The following is a 17301-nucleotide window of genomic DNA, read 5'->3' as shown; positions in this document are numbered from 1 at the left end:
CCTTTTAAAATACATAAAGCCACTTTTTGACTTTGTTTTGTGCTTAGTTACAAATGAGCCATGAAACAAGTCATCTTAATCGTAAGCCTGCTGCTTAGCAGTATAGCCACGGGGGCTATACGAGCACAATCCCTGGCGGGAGTACCAACCGCCCGCATTGACTCCCTCTTTAAAGACAGGAATACTACCCAGTCACCCGGTGCCGTCCTGGCTATCGTCAAGGACGGTCAGACCGTATTCAAACAAGCCTAAGGTATGGCCCATGTAAGAGGCCGGGTAAAGCTAACGCCCCAGCATGCTTTCTGGGTTGCCTCCATGACCAAGCAGTTTACGGCGATGAGCATTGCGTTGTTGGCTGAGAACGGTACCCTTTCGGTAGAAGATGACATTCGAACCTATCTGCCCGAACTACCCTACCTGGGCGATACTGTACGCATCAAACACCTGATTCATCATACCAGTGGCCTTCGCGATGGCTTCACCCTGGTAGGTCTAACCTTCAGGGGCGAAAAACACTACACCAGCGAGAACGTGATCCGGATGCTGAAAAGGCAGACGGCTCTCAACTTTAAGCCCGGCGAGTGCTATGAGTATAACAACGGAGGGTATGTTCTGCTGGCCGAGATCGTGACCCGCGTGAGCGGGATGCCTTTTGATGAATACGTAGCTTCCCACATCTTACAACCACTGGGAATGACTCATTCCAGGATCATCAGCCAAATAAATAGCAAGACTCCCAATCTGGCCAGAGGGTACGAGAGCAGGTATAAAAAGGGGCGTCAAACATACAGACAAAAGCACTTTAAAGGAAATACCTACGGCTCGACCGGCCTCGTCACCACGGTTGATGATCTGATCCAGTGGGATGCCAACTTCTACCGGAACCGGTTGGGAATGGGTAGTCAGGCCCTCATCGAGCAGGTTATGAAGCCCGGGACTTTGAATAATGGGGCCTATACCTCCTACGCCTATGGCCTTGAGGTAGTTAATCAGGAGGGTGTCCTAACCGTAAGCCATAGCGGAGCTGACCCGGGCTATAAAGCCGAAATGGTTCGCTTTCCGGAGCACCGGCTCACGCTGATCTGCCTTTCTAACTCAGGTAATATGTGGAGTCTTACGCAGAAACTGCTTCTGGTAGGTGAATGGATGATAAAGGGGGATACAGAGATAGCAACAGCCGCTGAATCCGGAGTATCACCTGCCCCGGCAGCCGATCTGACGGGTATTTACCTGCACCCCAGTAATAAATCCGATATCCGTTTTGTCGAGGAGAAAGACGGCCAGCTCTATGCCGCTGCTTCATATCAGGGTTACAAGGTACCACTGGTACCATCAGGAACCGACTGCTATCAGAATAGAGGCCTGAAAGTAGATGAGCTGCAGTTTTGCAGATCGGAGTCAGGTCAGGTCAGTAGCCTGATCGTGTACGAAAGGGATCAACAGCTACTACTCAAAAAGGTACAGCCTCGGAGCTATCAGGCTGATGAATTGAAAGCATTCGCCGGGAAGTACTACTGTCCTGAATTAGATAAGCACTACCGGCTGAAGGTCCGAAAAGGAAAGCTGGTGATGAGTATCTACGGGTTGATCCACATTCCCCTGCTCCCACTCGATACCAATCGCTTTGCCGCCGACCTGATGGGGAATAATTGTTTCGAATTTAAGACAGACGCGTCAGGCTCTCCTACCGGTTTTATGTTTAGCCGGAATGCCGTTACCGACCTTCAATTTAAAAAAGTAAAGTAGTCCATTTTAATCAATTCAAAAGCCATGAAAAAAGTAATCTTATCCATCCTGTGCCTGGCCGGCTCGTACCGCCTGGCAGCTCAGGAACATCCCAACTCACTCAAAGTAAGAGTTGGATCACTCTCCGGCAGGATGCTGGATCAGCAGGCCTCGCCGCTTCTTTACCACACCAGAGCGACTCAGGTAACCCTGGACTTTTTACACATGAGTAAGCGGGCACGATTTAGCGTAGCCATCTCCCCTGCCATTGGTACTACCCTTCCTGAGCGGTTTGGAGAACGTGCCTATGGCGATGACTTTTACCAGTATAAAGTACATTCAAGCTTTTACGCGGCCGATGTTGACGTATCCTATATTCGGCAGCTCGGTAGTCGGTCCCGCAAAGTCAAATTTTTCCTGGGTGGTAAACTGCAAAATAGTCTTCAGATAGCCGACAAGGTGGCCAACTTTTACTGGGCTACCAATGTAGCCGCCCTGCAAGCCCAGTTTCAGACGGAGTATACGCACAACCGTCACCATCTGACGGCCGGTGTGAGTACCCCTGTACTGGCTGCCGTTTCGCGCCATATCCACGCCAACTTCCCCAAGTCAGCGGACGAATCCAATTTTATTGCTTTTTTCAAACAGGGTACCCGGTTTACGGCTCCTCATCGGCTGCGCATGCTCCAGGCAAATGCCCACTACCAGTTTATGCTCAGCCAACGCATGAGTGCGGGTGTTGACTACGGCATCCGGTGGATGCGCTATCCGTCTCCTCGTCCCGTTCAAAGCATTTATCAGAGTGTATCCGTTCACACAGCCTTTAATTTTTAATCCTTTATAGCCATGAAAACAGTACTTAAAAATTGTCTTATCATCTTTGGAATTTTTGTTCTTGGTGCCTGTGAAAAGTCATTCATTGATCCGCAGGTTAGCAATACACCCGAAAACAACTTTGATGCCCTCTGGCAGGAATATGATCGACTATACGGCCAGTTCGAAGTGAAGAAAGTAGACTGGAACTCCCTTTACAAGCAGTACCGCCCCAAAATAAACTCCGGTACAACTGACCGCGAATTGCTTACGGTGATGGGCGAAATGCTTGACCACCTCAATGACAACCATATCTACATACGCCCTACCCTGAATACAGGTCTGCCCTACTACAATGGCGGTATACTGGGTCGTCAGAAATTTGAAGACTTCAGCACGAAGGTGGTAGACAAGTACCTGCTGGAAAAGAAAAAGTACGGCAATGATATAGAGTACGGCTGGTTACCCGGCAACATCGGGTACCTTTCTTTGTTGAGCTTTTCCAATGACTTTAACTACTACCCCGAAGCCATGGATATCGTGCTGGGAGAGCTGAAGGGAGCCAAAGGGATGGTTATTGAATTGCGGAACAATGGTGGGGGTGAAGACCGGGTGGCCCAGTATATCGTTAACCGTTTTGCTACCACCAGGCACCTTTCCTTTACCAGTCGCTTACGCAACGGTCCTAACCATAATGACTTTGCTTCGGAGATCAAGTTCTACACCGAACCCGCGGGGAGCTTCCAGTTTACCAAACCCGTCGTAGTACTTACCCGTCGTCAAACGTACAGCTCCGGCGAAACCTTTGTTCTTGGGATGAAACAGGTACCTCATGCTATGATGGTGGGTGACAGTACCGGCGGTGCCTTCTCCGATGCTATCAAGAGAGAACTCCCCAACGGGTGGCTGTACCGGGTACCCATCGCCGATGTGCGCGATGCGGAAGGTAAAAGTTACGAAGGCATTGGTCTGGCCCCTACCCTACTTGTACATAACAGTAAGGAAGAAATAGAGGCAGGAAAAGACAAAGCGCTGGAAAAAGCAATAGAGATACTATCAAAGTAAGCTATAAATTGACAAGACCTGATGGTGTGGTACGATCAGGTCTTGTCATTCCTATTCGTAATGAGGCCTTGCTAGATTACCATCAGATGGTAGGCGTACCTCCCGTTACCTGTACGGTAGAAGCGGTCATATAGCTGGAATCCTCTGAAGCCAGCAGCACATAGATGGGTGCCAGCTCGGCGGGTTGCCCGGCCCGCTTCAACGGGGTATTCTGCCCAAAGGTCTTGACTTCCTCTTCAGGCATGGTAGACGGAATCAGGGGGGTCCATATAGGACCTGGTGCTACGCAATTCACCCGTATACCATCTTCTGCCCATAACTGGCCGAGGCTGGCGGTAAAGTTCTGAATAGCTCCCTTCGTAGCGGCATAGGGTACCAGTATAGGTTTGGGTCGGTAAGCATTGACAGAGGTAGTGTTGATCACCGTACTTCCGGGATGCATATGTGGCTTGGCCGCCTTACACAGGTGAAACATGGCGTAGATATTGGTCCGGAATGTATAATCCCACTCCTCACTTGAAACTTCCTCAAGGGACTCTCTGGCCATCTGAAAAGCAGCATTGTTGACCAGTATATCAATCTGGCCAAATTCGTCTACGGCTCGCTGGATAATGTTTTTGCAGTGCGCTTCTTCGCTTATATCCCCCGGCACCAGTACGGCTTTTCTTCCGGCTTCCTTTATATAGCGTGCCGTCTCCTTAGCGTCTTCATGCTCACTGAGGTAAGAGATCAGTACGTCAGCTCCTTCGCGGGCAAAAGCGATGGCCACCGCCCGGCCTATGCCCGAATCGCCTCCGGTGATAACGGCTTTACGTCCTGTTAGCTTGCCACTCCCCCGGTAGGAGCTCTCTCCATGATCGGCTTTGGGTTGTAGCTCTGCTTCAGTACCGGGTACAGACTGTTCCTGTTCCGGAAATTCAGGCTTGGGGTACTTATCCTTCGGGTCCTGCTGTGTATTCTCTGCGTTTGAGCTCATGATTTCTCTGCTTTTAATGGTTGGATTTATTATTACTCTCTTCCCTCCTACTCAGTAAGGATACTCCAGTAACTAAAAGCCCGGCACTTGGTCCTACCTCAACCCCTAAAAATTCAGACAGCCTACCTAACTGCACTCGCATTACCAACAAAAATCCCCAAAGCAGAATAGCCTTGGGGACTTCAACGTAGCACCTGGTACAGGTGTAGCACTAATATACTTCTTCCAGAACCTGTACCGGTACCTTATCAGCGGGCAGTACTTTGGTCCTTTTCACCAGCAACCAGGCAAAGAAGATACCTGTAAGTGCCATTGCCATACCCACAAGCTGAGGAGAGGTATATCCATACCCGGCTGCAATGGGAAGTCCACCCAAAAAGGCAGCCAGGGCATTGCCCATATTGAAGGCAGCCTGGGTTACCGAGGCTCCCAGCATTTCGGCATCCTTAGAAGTCTGAATCATAAGTATCTGGATGGGCGCGGCCAGAGCCAGTGAACAACACCCGGCCATAAAGGTCAGAATTAGCGAAGCTACCTGATTCCATGAAAACAGGTAAATGAGCAGTAGGGTTGTCGCCATGGCCGTTAGCAGTACAATGGTGGCTGTAAGGGGCTTTAACCGATCGGCCAGCTTCCCTCCTACCATATTTCCTAGGACCATACCCAGTCCGGCTATAATTAGGATATAAGGTACCATCGAAGCCGAAAAATGAGATACCTCTGTCATGAGCGGAGCAATGTAGCTAATCCAGCAGAACAGCCCTCCGGTACCAATAGTTGTAATGAGAATAATCAGCCAGGGCTCAATACGGCTGAATAATCGCAGTTCTGATTTCAAACTTCCCGAATTAGAGGCCGGTACAGACGGAAGCTGCATATAAATAGCCAGGGTCGTGATAAGTCCAATGACCCCTATACCACCAAATGTATAGCGCCAGGAGAAGTTATGACCTATGTAGGTGCCCAGGGGAACTGTCAGCAGATTGGCAATGGTCAACCCAGCAAACATCAGAGAAATAGCCTGCGCTTTTTTGCCTTTATCGGCCAATTTGCTGGCTACCACCGAACCCACTCCAAAGAAGGCTCCGTGTGGTAATCCGGAGAATAGCCGTGCTACAAACAAGGTCCAATAGGAAGGAGCAAAAGCGGATATCACATTGAAAACTGTAAATAGGAGCATCAACAGGATCAGGATCTTCTTGGGCGCCATACGACTACTTACAGCTACCAGTAAAGGGGCCCCAATGACTACCCCAAGGGCATAGGCCGAAATAATAAGTCCTGCCTGGGGAATAGACACCGAAAACTCCTTAGCGATATCCGGTAGTAGCCCCATGATTACAAATTCGGTAGTACCGATTCCCAATCCTCCTAAGGTGAGTGGTAACAATCTCTTTTTCATATTCATAACTTTAAACTTCCTGCTTGTTTACAGCAGGAAAAGTACTTAAGCCTGGTAGGTAGTTCGCCAACTCAACTCCTTACCTGATTGTACCGTTCTTATTTATATACAATTAGATTTATCTTTAATTACAATGTCCTTACCCAATAAAAAAGTAATGGTATATGGTATAGCATCTATTAGAATAATAATACAAATGGATCCCTTTTTACTATTGCTTCCGTACCTATGTCTCCATAATTTAATTGACGAACAACCTTAAATAAGCTTTCGTTTAGGCTGATTTGGTAAAGAATAAGGGATATCTAAAACTTCTATAAATACTACACCATCACTCTTCTTAAAATACTAAGAATAGCCAAATAGTTATATTCTATATTTGCTTTATCAAAAGCTGCTCTTACAAATGAAATATATTTGAATATTTCAAAGGCAAATAAGTATCGTGCAATCCGTACTTGTGGAATATAAGAAGCTAACCTGACAGAAGAGGTGAATGATATGTCAGACTAGTGCTAACGACTTAGAGAATGGTTTAGCTACTCCCACCGGTACTACTGAATAATACTTCTCATCAATAGCTACTATATATATTCCCGCTGATGGGCCGGACTGGAATTCTATTGCAAAATTTCTGCGTTACCTTTGTTACTAACTATATTGTCTCTATGAATAAAATAAAACCCAAATACCTGATTGGAACAGGAGTAGTACTTTTACTGATTTGGATAGTCTCCAATGCCATATCGCAGCCCGGTGTGCAGGATCTTACCGGAAACTTTAAGGAGGTGGCCGTTTATCGGAATGAAAACAACACAGGCCCGATCGTACGTGTGTATGCAGTTACCACTTCTGATACGCTTTGGTCAGAGATGGAACAGTATGGAAACTTCATGCCTCATACCAAGTACGGGTCCACCAAGGTGTATTTCTTTCGGGAGGGAACACCGGTACCTGACCAGGTACTACCGGGGGTGGAGAACATCGCAGCAGAGTTCAAACCCTACTGCCTTGCCGTCTACGATAAAGACGCGATGAGCTCTGTCACATTCCGCCGCTTTCCATTCGGCAGCAAGTAGTAGCTTTTACTTGTCCCCGCTACTTCCTGTTTCGGCTTAGCTTGCTATACCTGCCTGCTATCCTTTTAAGCACTCTATTTTACTGCATTTCTGAACCTCAGATTACGATTTCTGTTTTTCCAGGTAGTACTCACTTTAATCACTACCATGGAATACAGACAACTAGGAGCTTCCGGCTTACAGGTACCGGTACTCTGCTTTGGAACCGCCACCTTTGGCGGAGGGAATGACTTCTTTAAGGCCTGGGGGAGCACACAGGTCGAAGAGGCCACCCGGATGATCAACGTTTGCATGGAGGCCGGAGTTAATTTCTTCGATACCGCTGATGTGTATTCGAACGGTTTATCGGAAGAGATTCTTGGAAAAGCACTTACAGGACTACGATCACAGGCCATCATCTCAACTAAAGCTACTTTTCCCTTCGGACCAGGTCCTAACAACCAGGGTTCATCGCGTTTTCACCTGATGCGGCAGGTGGAAGGCAGCCTCAAGCGGTTGAACACGGACTATATCGATGTATACCATATGCATGGATTTGATGGGGGCACTCCCGTTGAAGAAACCCTGCGAACGCTGGATGATCTGGTACAAAGCGGTAAGGTCCGGTACCTGGCAGCGTCCAACTTCTCGGGTTGGCATCTGATGAAATCGTTGGCTTTGTCTGAGAAGTACGGCTGGAAACGGTACGTTGCTCACCAGGTATACTATTCCCTAACCAACCGTGAATATGAGTGGGAGCTTATGCCCTTAGGACTGGACCAGAAGGTAGGCGGTATTATCTGGTCTCCGTTGGCTGCCGGAAGACTGGGTGGTAAGTATCGCCGTAACCAGCCCTTCCCTCCCGACAGCCGCGTTGCGCAGGGCGGAAGTCCGGTTCCGCAAGCCGTAGTGAATGAAGAGGTCTTTTATACTATACTGGATACCCTTGATGAGATTGCAGCCGAAACCGGTAACACTGTAGCTCAGATTGCCATTAACTGGCTGCTGCAGCGACCGACTGTTTCCAGCGTTATCATTGGTGCCCGTAATGAGGAGCAACTCAGGCAGAACTTAGACTCTGTCGGCTGGAATGTGACTACCGAGCAGGTGAAGCGCCTGGATCTAGCAAGTGACGTACCTACCATTTATCCATACTGGCACCAGCGTCAGAACTTAACTCTCAACCCTCTGCCTCCTTTTTATAAGTAGGTATCTATTGTACAAGTTGAGTTCATTTTGATAAGCCACCTTCTACCCTGTCCCAAAACAAAGGAGTCAAAGGCTAGTGGCCTTTGACTCCCGAACTATATCCACACCATTATTTATTAGAAATTCAAATCTTTCTCTCTGTATTATAGCAATAGTAATGCCAAAAAATATAGCTCCTTCACTTTTTTTATATAGCAGAACGAAAAAAGTTATGTTTAGATACCGTGTAATCTAGGGTAAGGCAGAAAATGATCATTTTTAAACCCTAAAATCGTACTTCCCAAATCCATCATCTACTACTACCAGGTCCGCCTGCACTTCCAGTGAGATAATACAAGCCCTAGTAACCATATTCTAGCCCCTTTCTTTAAAAAAACACATATACCTCATGAAATTCCTGAAGACTTATAGCGCCAGAAACTAACCTAATAAATTCCATACAGAAGAGCCTTCGGTAGAACTTACTGCCACACCCGTTTCTCTTTCTTTGATCAATGATTTGGACCTACAAGGTATATCATATACCAGATAGAGATGTATATGAATGTTCCTTCAATGGTTGTGCACCTTGGTAACGAATAAGAGCTGCCAGGATGCTGGCAGCTCTGTCTAGTACTTATTACAAGTTCGAAAGGTTAAAAGCTGTATTTATATAGCTTCACCCCGTTTTTTAACCGTGAGGTAAATGTGTTTTTATTATTTATCTGCCATAACCTATATGTACAAATTATGTACAAATTAATCTACTAGTGGCTAATGAATCAACTCCACCACAACTCACCTGCCCTATTTCAGCTTTCTGATGATCCCTATTTTTTCGGCCTGGTTTAGCGTGATCAGCGCCCGGTAATCTTCACTGATTTCGTCCGTAGCATCCGGACTGATCCGTTTCCAGATATCTTCCAGTTTATTTTTGATAAGCCATTTGCCGCTGATCTCTATACGAACATCATCCAGTTTGGCCTTGGCTACCTTGCTGCGCATCTGCTTAAGTAGCTCTTCATTCTCGTCCAGACTCTTTGCAGGTGGCTCTGCTGTATCCTGTTCATCTATCAGAGTATCTGTTACCTCGTTGATCAGCTTTACCGTCACAGGGCGCGCCTGCTGCACACTCTCTTCAACTATCTTCTGCCAGGCTCTGAACCGCAACACTGCAGGTATTCGGGATAAGGCCGCAGCATGGGACTCCTTATCTGGAGGAGCAATGGTAGTTTTGTCGGAAATTTCCGACAAATTTTCTGACAGCTGATTGACTATCTCAGCGGCACCCATCAATTCATAGGCACGTTGCCGCTTCAGCTGCCACCGCTCCTGGCAGTAGCTTTCAAACGTTTTAAAGTGATTGCGATACAGCTTCTTATCACGGATCTCGTACAGGGCGCTACCAACTTCCACAAAGGTCTTTAATCCTTTATGGATCACCTCTTCACATTCTTCCAGGCGGGACTGCTCATCCAAGGACAGTTCGGCTAGCTCAGTGTTTTCCTCTTCAAGTGAAGGAATGGGAGCTACTGCCTCAGCATGCAAATCCCTTAAAAGATCACTGCTGAATTTTTTCTTCGCCATATAGTTCTAGAAGTTCATCACATAATTTACCGAAGTCACTAGCACCCCGTGAGTCTGGTGCATATTCAAAAATAGATTGGGCAAAGGCAGTACTTTCCATCAGCGATACATCCTGCCGGATAGAGGTTTCAAACACTCGCACCATCGGGTTTTGGGTAAGCTTCTGCAAGACCATCTGCCCAAACTTAGTCCGCATATCGAAACGGTTAAACAGGATTCCAGCCAGTTTAATTCTGGGATTCATCCTCCGCTTGATCTTAGTAGTGAGCTGCAGTATTTCATCCAGCCCGACGTACGCAAAGTTTTCTCCCTGCATGGGTACCACAAAGAAATCACTGGCCACGAGTGCATTGACAGTCAATGATCCCAAACTGGGCGGGCAGTCAATAATGACGAAATCATACTCTTTCCCTTCAAGGTTTTCTGCCAAAAAGAAGCCGCTATCCGGCTCCGTGTTGATACGGTATTCAAAACTTAGTAGCATCCGATGCGCCGGTAGCAAATCGAAAAGGTCTTTTTTGACAACAACGTCATCAAAACTGGCCTCCCCTAAAAGGAGCTCCCCGATATGACGACCGGTAGTAGATGTTCCCGTGGCGATGGTAAGATTACACTGGGCATCCAGATCAATTAAGAGTACTTTGTGATTACGATTAGCGAGGGCCGCCCCCAGATTATAGCTGGTAGTGGTTTTACCAGTCCCTCCTTTGTTGTTGGTTATAGAAATTACCTTCATAGAGATATGAGTCTTGATAGAGCCAAATGTATTATTTTCTTCCTGTATTCCGAAGGTATCGCGGTACTTTGAAGTAAATATTTACCGCCCCGGAGGAGTTTCTACTCGTATTTTTGTGTGTGGTATATGTGTTTTTATACAAATAGTACCCACTCTTTCAATGAGATCCTAAGCAGGCCAGGTGGAGTAAGTCTGGTATGAGCTAAATGAACAGTAGCTGGTAACTTGCTGAGTGATAGCGCTGGCAGTGACAGCATGAAGATCTATATATAGAGAAGAGGAAAATGTGTTTTTTTACTCTCCATACGGCAAAACTCAAGATGGTACTTCGCCTTTGTTCACGTGAGGGAAATGTGTTTTAATTCACTTTATAATCATAACGTACTGACCCTTAAACGCTAAAAAAATTAGTGCGGCGCGCGGCGGAAAATAATACGGGTAGTTTCATAGCTCCTACACTTTGATTTGGCCTATGTACTCTACTCCTATCAAAAGGAGAGGTATATGTGTTTATTAGTTTGCTAAGAAAACATGATCAAAAAGAAGCAACTACAATTAGTATTGTTATTTTTTCTTTTACAATTTAATATATTGTATTCTTTAGAAGTCCGTAACCATTTGAATTACAGCATAATATAAGTCATAAACGCACGTATACCACCCGATAAACGCACAAATACCACTCGATAAACGCACGTATACCTCCCTATATAGACACATATTCCTCTCAATAAACGCACGTATGCCTCTTCATATAAACACACATACCTCCCAGTAAAAGCACAAATTCCTCATATAAAAGCACGTTTTCCTCATTCCTTTTTTTTACATTTGGATACGTACTACCCATATATGTTGATAAATGGCTAAAGGAACGGAGGAAAGTAAGCGATCCAAGAAATACAAATCGATTACACTCATCAAAAAGAGTAATGAGCTCGTGGAGGCTCGTTACCGCTTTACTCTTTGGGAGATCCGGCTGTTTGAAAAGATGGTCAAAGAGATCCATAAGGATGATACCGAATTCAAGCAGGTTGATATCTTTATCAGGGACTTTATGTCTGAATATGATAAAAGGCCCAATGGTAAACTATATGAGGAAATCCGTAAGGCCGAGGAGCTTTTGCTGAATAGGGTAGTACATATCCCCTACACGGATGAAAATGGCGAAGCGCGTCTGAAAAGTTACCCCCTGATGGCAATGGTGGATCGTCCCAATGATCTGAAGGGATATACGAGTGAAGGAGGGTACCTGAGCCTCAAGTTTAATAACGAACTGAGTCCCTACCTTCTCCAGTTAAAGCAGCGTTACACGCAGTATGATCCCGAGATTACCATGCAGATCGACAGTACCTACGTCATTCGTACGTATGAACTGTTGAAACTGTACGAATACGTTGGATCAAAGACCCTGAACTTTGATGAATTTAGGGAGATGATTGGAGCTAAGGAGTATGACTCAAGGCTAAAAAAGGTAATAAAGGATACGCTCAAGACCTGGGAGCACGTCAAACAGCGGGTGCTGGAACCTGCCTACAAGGAAATCAATGCGAAAGCGGATATTACCTTCGACTACGAACCCCAGTACGAGCGGAGACCCGGTGCGGGTAGAAAGAAGGTAGTAGGTATACGATTTTTTAATATCCAGGGCAAGCGGAAAAAGCAAATCGGAGCCATTGAAGATAATAGCCCGGTAGAGCCGATCCTGGATATAAGTGGAGATTTTGAGGCGGTATATAAGCAGGTAAAGGATCACGTAAGTAGTACTACGGTCGAGAAATGGTTCCGGGATTATCCGCAGGAGCAGATCAGGAGGGGGATTTCCTATACATTCAGCCACCTGAAAGCCGGACATGCCATTCACAACATTGGGGGGTTTCTGCAGGCTATGGTAGCAATACGCGATCTCAATAACCCATATGAAAAGCAGGAGCTAAAAGTAGTTGAAGGCCGTAGGAAACAAAGCGAGCACGAAGCTCGGGTTGAAGTAATAAAGGAACTCGAATGGAAGAAAGAGCAACTGCGCAAGGCTCAGTTTGACCGGCAGTTCACGATTGCCACTAATTTGCTGGAAAAAAAATCCCCTCTCAAAGAGCGCCTGATCGAAAAGGCCCAGCATAGTCTCTTTGCCCGGTACAGCAAGGATGAAAGCTTCGAAGCAAACCTTGAAAAAGCTCCTTTTCAGGCCTTTCTTGTGAGTTTTGTGATGGGTGAACATCCCAAGCCATTCGAAGCCCAGAATAATGAGTTCAAAGCCCTGATTGATGCCGTAGAACATGAGATAGGAGAAATGAACAGCAGGCTTTAAATGAGTATAAGCGTCGATAGCCACTACTGTGGGACATCCCTGAAATGTATACAACGCTTCTCTATAACATTTACAGTGCTGAAAGGCCACTGGCGGCTCATTAATGTATTACCGGCCTGAGAGGATTTTGTGCTTTTATCTCCCGTTTCCTGTTCCCTTTTTACCCATGTCTCTTACTCTTCCATCGTGGTACCAGCCCTGCTCAATGACCCATCGGTCCCGATCAATGTGCAGCGGGTTCTGAATGCCATGACTGGCACGCATATATCGAGTCATCTGGATTTTCTACATAAGGTTACATGCAACCACGATTCTCTCCCCGCGTTTTACTACCATTCCTGTTTAAGCAGGTGATTTTACGCACGCGGACTATCAAAAAGAACCCCAATAAACCTTTACCAGATCCTCGAATTTGAGTACTCCCTGCGGAGGTATGTATAAATTAGGGGTAAGTGAGCTGATGGTATATAACTGGCCTGCTACTATTCCGACTAACATCAGCACTATTAAGTAAAATTAAGCTTTAACTGTGAACTGGTCCTCCCCATCTTATGAGATTGATAGGGCTGGTTATTCTCATTGGTAGCAAAGGCTAATTCATATAGAAAGTGGGATGAAACCTGCTATTTTTCTAACTATGCAAATAGAAGATCTAGGGTAGGAGGGTAGTGGGAGAGGGAGTACCTGATCTATATCTGGCCCAAATAGAGTTGAGGTAGAGTAGGTAGTAAGGAAATGAATAAGAAACTAGCGTATATTTTTATTGCAGCGGCCGCTTTCCTGTGGGGTATGATTGGCTTGTTTGTCTCACAACTCTATGATCTGGGGTTTACCACCAACCAGGTAGTGGCAGTTCGGGCCCTATCTGCTGCTGCTTTTCTGGGGCTGTATACCCTTCTCACAAACTGGCGATTGCTAAAGATAAAGCTCTCCGATAGTAAGTACTTTGTTGGGACGGGGATTATCAGCATCGTACTGTTTAACTGGTGTATGTTCAGCGCCATCCGCGAAACATCCATATCGGTGGCTACCATTCTGCTCTATACGGCTCCCGCGTTTGTGACGATTCTCTCCCGCTTTCTTTTTAACGAAGTCATTACTACCCGTAAAGTTCTCGCCCTGGTGACTACGCTGGCAGGCTGTGGAATGGTAGTAGGTATAGGTGGATCGGCTACTGATCATCCGGTGTCGTTGTATGGTATACTATTGGGGCTTGGCTCTGGGTTTTTCTATGCCCTGTACAGCGTGTTTGGGAAGTACGCGTTGCAGAAGTACGATTCGCTGACGGTTACCCTCTATACCTTTGTATTTGCCGCGGTAGCTATCACTCCATTTAGCGATATTCAACAGGTAGTCCGTCAACTTCATCAGACTGAAACCTGGTTATATATAGCCGGTCTTTGTTTATTTTCCACTACACTAGCCTATTTGCTTTATACTAAAGGACTACAGGTCATTGAGTCCAGTCGTGCCTCCATTGTAGCCACCATTGAGCCGGTAGTAGCCTCTCTGATTGGAGTACTGGTGTTCCGGGAAGTAGTAAGCATCGGGCAGTATCTGGGTATAGGGCTGGTACTGGCTGCCGTTGTGATCGTACAGGAGCCTGCCCCCAAAGCTACCGACGGTGGCATGGTAACCCCTAAGTAGATCGTTTCCTACAATCCAAAAGCAAAGAGTTATTACGTGCGAAGTAGGTCTTGTTGGTGAAGTTTTTGCTAATGATCTATTTCCGCTTTTTGTTGCATTCCCTTCTACGTGTACAACGCCTATTTTCGAATATTTTTTGCCAATCAGGCTGTTTATAAAGCTATTAATCGAAATTTTCAATCCAGCGTTTCGGGTGGCTATACATTTGCTGAAGTTCTGACATAATCATATCATACACCTCAGTATCTGTTATTCTATGAAACTACTTTTAAAACAAGGGGCTATACTAGCCTTACTATTCTCGGTCTACGGCTGTATACCTGAAAATCTTGACCCGACTAAGAGTGGCGACACGGGGGCAATTGAAAACTTAAAGATTAGTGAAACTTTCAATTTTAAATCCACCAAAGACATTCAGCTGAATATCAAAGTTGGTGGTTCGTCAGCCACGGATGAACGTTTCCGTGTAAATGTCTATAATGACCTGCCTACGGTAGGACAACTGCTTAGTTCAGGGATTACTTCATCTAGTCAGGATCTGAAGATGCAGTTTCAGATACCTGCTTCACTTGGTGAGCTATATATCGAAAAAATAAACCAGAATGGAAGCTCTGAGATCCGGAAGGTATCAACCGATAGCTACATCTCGGCTGATTTCAGAACGGCTACTCCTACGGTAGCCCTGCGTTTACAGGCCAACTCAGGCATGGATTGTACCACCGGCTGTACCAAAACCTATAATAACTATACGTCCGATCTTAACGTAAATAGTGGCGAGCAGATATGCCTTACGGGTACTTTTAACCGTACCATCAATATGAATGGGGGTACGGTACGCATATGTGGCACGGCTACGAACATCAACATTAACCTCAATAACAACTCCTGCAAAGTATACTTCCTGGAAGGCTCTACGGTTTCGGTGGGTAGTATCAATACCAACGCCTCCGAAGCTACGATTTACAACTACTCTCAGAACCTGTCTTTCAACAGCTCGTTTGCCATAGGCGGCAGAATGGAAAACTACGGCAAAATGGAGGTAAAGGGAGATCTTAACCTGAACAGCAACAGTACCTCATCTTACCTGCTGAACAACGGCGAGATCACGGCTACCAAACTTAATAACAGCCGTATCCTGACCAACAATAACGCAATTACGGTGGAAGAATTTACGGCCAACAGCGGATCCACCAGTACCAACAACTGCAAACTAATCGCTACTAAAAAATTCATTGTAAACGCGGGAACTACCTTTACCAACAATGCGTATGTGTCGGCCGGAGTAGAAACCCGGCTTAACAGTACGGGCAAGCTTGTACTGGCCAATGGTGCACTGCACAGTACCAAAGACATGTACTATGACGGTGTACTTTCGGGATCGGGTACTACCAAATCAGTCATGAAGGTGAGCGGAAGAACAGCCATCAACAGTAGTGCCTCGATGAATGGTACGATTAGCTACTGCGATGGCAACGGCATAGAGCAAAACAACTCGAGCATTGCCAGCAGCTACTTCAGCTGCGTCGGCACTTATCTGCCTACCACCTCCTGCAACCCCGAGGGCTTCGGTACCCCGCCTATCTCTACTATCATTGACACTGATAAAGATGGGGTTGCCGACGCTCAGGATGATTATCCCACTGACCCCACCCGCGCCTACAACACCTACTATCCTTCGGCTACGGGCTGGGCAACCTACGGCTTTGAGGACCTGTGGCCGGCGCAGGGTGACTACGACTTCAATGACCTGATCATCAACTCACGCATCACGCGCGTCTTCAATGCTGATAACAAGCTGGTGGAGCTGAAAAACAAGATCGTTATCCGCGCCATTGGTGCCGCTTATGAAAATGGCTTTGGTTTCCAGCTCGATGGGGTCAGCAGTAGCGAGGTGGCTAGTGTAACCGGTTACAGTCATACCAAGGGCTATGTACAGCTGGCGCCTAACAAGACTGAAGCGGGTCAGCTCAAAGCGGTCATTGTAGCTTATGAATCGCCCGAGCCACTAATCAAACGTTCAGGAGGGTCTATGTTCAACACCGTGAAGGACAATCCCGCAGGAACACCCGGTCAGCTTGATCTAGTGGTACGTTTTGCTTCTCCGCTGGATGCGGCCAAAGCCAGTCAGGAGAAGATCAACCCATTCATCATCGTAGATGGCAAGCGCGAGGTAGAAGTACACCTGGCTAACTTTGCACCGACGGCCAAGGCCAGCACCAGCCTGCTGGGTACACTCAAAGATACCTCCAAGCCCGGCATTGGCCGCTACTACCGAACCGATGGGAATCTGCCGTGGGCCATTGAACTGCCCGTAGAGTTCAACTATCCGGCGGAGCAGGTACCCATCACAGCAGCTTACCTATTCTTTGCTGACTGGGCCCAGAGTGGGGGCAAGCTCAGAACCGACTGGTACGAGAACAAAACCGGATATAGCAATAATCAAAAGACATTTAAATAAAGATAGTATCTGCCTTTAATATCATTGGAGGGAAGAGTCTGACTTGTTACTACAACAAAGCCCAACCTTTTTGTTGGGCTTTGTTGTTTATATGCTTAGCTATCTCACAATACTAATTTTCATAATTGCTCCTCTATATAAAGTCCTTATTTAAAGCTTCCTTATGAATATTTAAATAAACTACCATACTTAAACAAGAGGTGCTACAGCAACTGTCTTAATAATGCTGGTTAAAACAGTTAAAAAAACACGTATGCCACTTAGGGTACCTTCTATTTATGATGAAGGAATTCAACAGTTTTACTTTTCCCATCACTATTTTCTTGCCATTCCAAACT

The 17301-nt window shown here is 46.3% G+C and carries 14 protein-coding genes; 9 read left to right on the top strand and 5 right to left on the bottom strand.

What is annotated here, in order from left to right:
• Positions 1 to 60 precede the first annotated feature (60 nt).
• The 4 genes from JUB14_RS19010 to JUB14_RS18995 are packed head-to-tail and all read left to right on the top strand — an operon-like array spanning position 61 to position 3603.
• Positions 61 to 252, top strand: coding sequence for a hypothetical protein (locus tag JUB14_RS19010; RefSeq protein ID WP_207508399.1), 192 nt, complete (start codon positions 61 to 63; stop codon positions 250 to 252).
• Positions 253 to 255: 3 nt separating this feature from the next.
• Entirely contained in the window at positions 256 to 1746 is a 1491-nt protein-coding gene (locus tag JUB14_RS19005; RefSeq protein ID WP_207508398.1) for a serine hydrolase domain-containing protein, read from the top strand.
• A gap of 24 nt (positions 1747 to 1770) precedes the next feature.
• Positions 1771 to 2559: a hypothetical protein gene (locus JUB14_RS19000; RefSeq protein ID WP_207508397.1), complete on the top strand. Its 789-nt coding sequence runs from the start codon at positions 1771 to 1773 to the stop codon at positions 2557 to 2559.
• Positions 2560 to 2571: 12 nt separating this feature from the next.
• On the top strand, positions 2572 to 3603 hold the full coding sequence (locus JUB14_RS18995) for a S41 family peptidase (RefSeq protein WP_207508396.1): 1032 nt from the start codon (positions 2572 to 2574) through the stop codon (positions 3601 to 3603).
• 82 nt (positions 3604 to 3685) lie between these two features.
• On the opposite strand, the gene JUB14_RS18990 is transcribed toward JUB14_RS18995, so the two are convergent.
• Entirely contained in the window at positions 3686 to 4579 is an 894-nt protein-coding gene (locus JUB14_RS18990) for an SDR family oxidoreductase (protein WP_207508395.1), read from the bottom strand.
• Positions 4580 to 4790: 211 nt separating this feature from the next.
• Positions 4791 to 5981 carry an MFS transporter gene (locus tag JUB14_RS18985; RefSeq protein WP_207508394.1) on the bottom strand — a complete coding sequence of 397 codons (1191 nt, stop codon included), beginning with the start codon at positions 5979 to 5981 and terminating at the stop codon, positions 4791 to 4793.
• Positions 5982 to 6649: 668 nt separating this feature from the next.
• Between JUB14_RS18985 and JUB14_RS18980 the strand changes: the two genes are divergently transcribed.
• Entirely contained in the window at positions 6650 to 7060 is a 411-nt protein-coding gene (locus JUB14_RS18980; RefSeq protein ID WP_207508393.1) for a hypothetical protein, read from the top strand.
• Between the two features lie 147 nt (positions 7061 to 7207).
• On the top strand, positions 7208 to 8248 hold the full coding sequence (locus JUB14_RS18975; RefSeq protein WP_207508392.1) for an aldo/keto reductase: 1041 nt from the start codon (positions 7208 to 7210) through the stop codon (positions 8246 to 8248).
• A gap of 786 nt (positions 8249 to 9034) precedes the next feature.
• Here the strand turns inward: JUB14_RS18975 and JUB14_RS18970 are convergent.
• Positions 9035 to 9814 (bottom strand): hypothetical protein, encoded by a 780-nt coding sequence (locus JUB14_RS18970; RefSeq protein WP_207508391.1) that lies wholly within the window; start codon positions 9812 to 9814, stop codon positions 9035 to 9037.
• Positions 9789 to 10550, bottom strand: coding sequence for a ParA family protein (locus JUB14_RS18965; RefSeq protein WP_207508390.1), 762 nt, complete (start codon positions 10548 to 10550; stop codon positions 9789 to 9791). The genes JUB14_RS18970 and JUB14_RS18965 overlap by 26 nt, the downstream gene beginning before the upstream one ends.
• A gap of 862 nt (positions 10551 to 11412) precedes the next feature.
• Here JUB14_RS18965 and JUB14_RS18960 point away from each other — a divergent pair.
• Positions 11413 to 12858, top strand: coding sequence for a replication initiation protein (locus tag JUB14_RS18960; protein ID WP_207508389.1), 1446 nt, complete (start codon positions 11413 to 11415; stop codon positions 12856 to 12858).
• Between the two features lie 135 nt (positions 12859 to 12993).
• Here JUB14_RS18960 and JUB14_RS27920 read toward each other — a convergent pair whose 3' ends face one another.
• Positions 12994 to 13122, bottom strand: coding sequence for a hypothetical protein (locus tag JUB14_RS27920; RefSeq protein ID WP_262897620.1), 129 nt, complete (start codon positions 13120 to 13122; stop codon positions 12994 to 12996).
• 471 nt (positions 13123 to 13593) lie between these two features.
• Between JUB14_RS27920 and JUB14_RS18955 the strand changes: the two genes are divergently transcribed.
• A complete protein-coding gene (locus JUB14_RS18955; RefSeq protein ID WP_207508388.1) occupies positions 13594 to 14505 on the top strand; it encodes a DMT family transporter in 912 nt (303 codons plus the stop codon).
• 256 nt (positions 14506 to 14761) lie between these two features.
• Positions 14762 to 16963, top strand: coding sequence for an LruC domain-containing protein (locus tag JUB14_RS18950; protein ID WP_207508387.1), 2202 nt, complete (start codon positions 14762 to 14764; stop codon positions 16961 to 16963).
• The last annotated feature ends 338 nt before the right edge of the window (positions 16964 to 17301 follow it).

Origin of the sequence: Telluribacter humicola (genome assembly GCF_017355935.1) — a bacterium.
In the GTDB taxonomy this organism is placed as follows: Bacteria; Bacteroidota; Bacteroidia; order Cytophagales; family Spirosomataceae; genus Telluribacter; species Telluribacter humicola.
The sequence above is the reverse complement of the archived record's forward strand: the minus strand, read 5'-3'. Positions and strand labels throughout refer to the sequence as shown.

Excerpts from the sequence above, each read along its gene's own strand:
- JUB14_RS27920 (WP_262897620.1), bottom strand. The coding sequence starts at position 13,122 with ATGCGTGCCAGTCATGGCATTCAGAACCCGCTGCACATTGATCGGGAC.
- JUB14_RS18955 (WP_207508388.1), top strand. The coding sequence starts at position 13,594 with ATGAATAAGAAACTAGCGTATATTTTTATTGCAGCGGCCGCTTTCCTG.
- JUB14_RS18985 (WP_207508394.1), bottom strand. The coding sequence starts at position 5,981 with ATGAAAAAGAGATTGTTACCACTCACCTTAGGAGGATTGGGAATCGGT.
- JUB14_RS18975 (WP_207508392.1), top strand. The coding sequence starts at position 7,208 with ATGGAATACAGACAACTAGGAGCTTCCGGCTTACAGGTACCGGTACTC.
- JUB14_RS18990 (WP_207508395.1), bottom strand. The coding sequence starts at position 4,579 with ATGAGCTCAAACGCAGAGAATACACAGCAGGACCCGAAGGATAAGTAC.
- JUB14_RS18965 (WP_207508390.1), bottom strand. The coding sequence starts at position 10,550 with ATGAAGGTAATTTCTATAACCAACAACAAAGGAGGGACTGGTAAAACC.
- JUB14_RS19010 (WP_207508399.1), top strand. The coding sequence starts at position 61 with ATGAAACAAGTCATCTTAATCGTAAGCCTGCTGCTTAGCAGTATAGCC.
- JUB14_RS19000 (WP_207508397.1), top strand. The coding sequence starts at position 1,771 with ATGAAAAAAGTAATCTTATCCATCCTGTGCCTGGCCGGCTCGTACCGC.
- JUB14_RS19005 (WP_207508398.1), top strand. The coding sequence starts at position 256 with ATGGCCCATGTAAGAGGCCGGGTAAAGCTAACGCCCCAGCATGCTTTC.
- JUB14_RS18960 (WP_207508389.1), top strand. The coding sequence starts at position 11,413 with ATGGCTAAAGGAACGGAGGAAAGTAAGCGATCCAAGAAATACAAATCG.
- JUB14_RS18980 (WP_207508393.1), top strand. The coding sequence starts at position 6,650 with ATGAATAAAATAAAACCCAAATACCTGATTGGAACAGGAGTAGTACTT.
- JUB14_RS18995 (WP_207508396.1), top strand. The coding sequence starts at position 2,572 with ATGAAAACAGTACTTAAAAATTGTCTTATCATCTTTGGAATTTTTGTT.
- JUB14_RS18950 (WP_207508387.1), top strand. The coding sequence starts at position 14,762 with ATGAAACTACTTTTAAAACAAGGGGCTATACTAGCCTTACTATTCTCG.
- JUB14_RS18970 (WP_207508391.1), bottom strand. The coding sequence starts at position 9,814 with ATGGCGAAGAAAAAATTCAGCAGTGATCTTTTAAGGGATTTGCATGCT.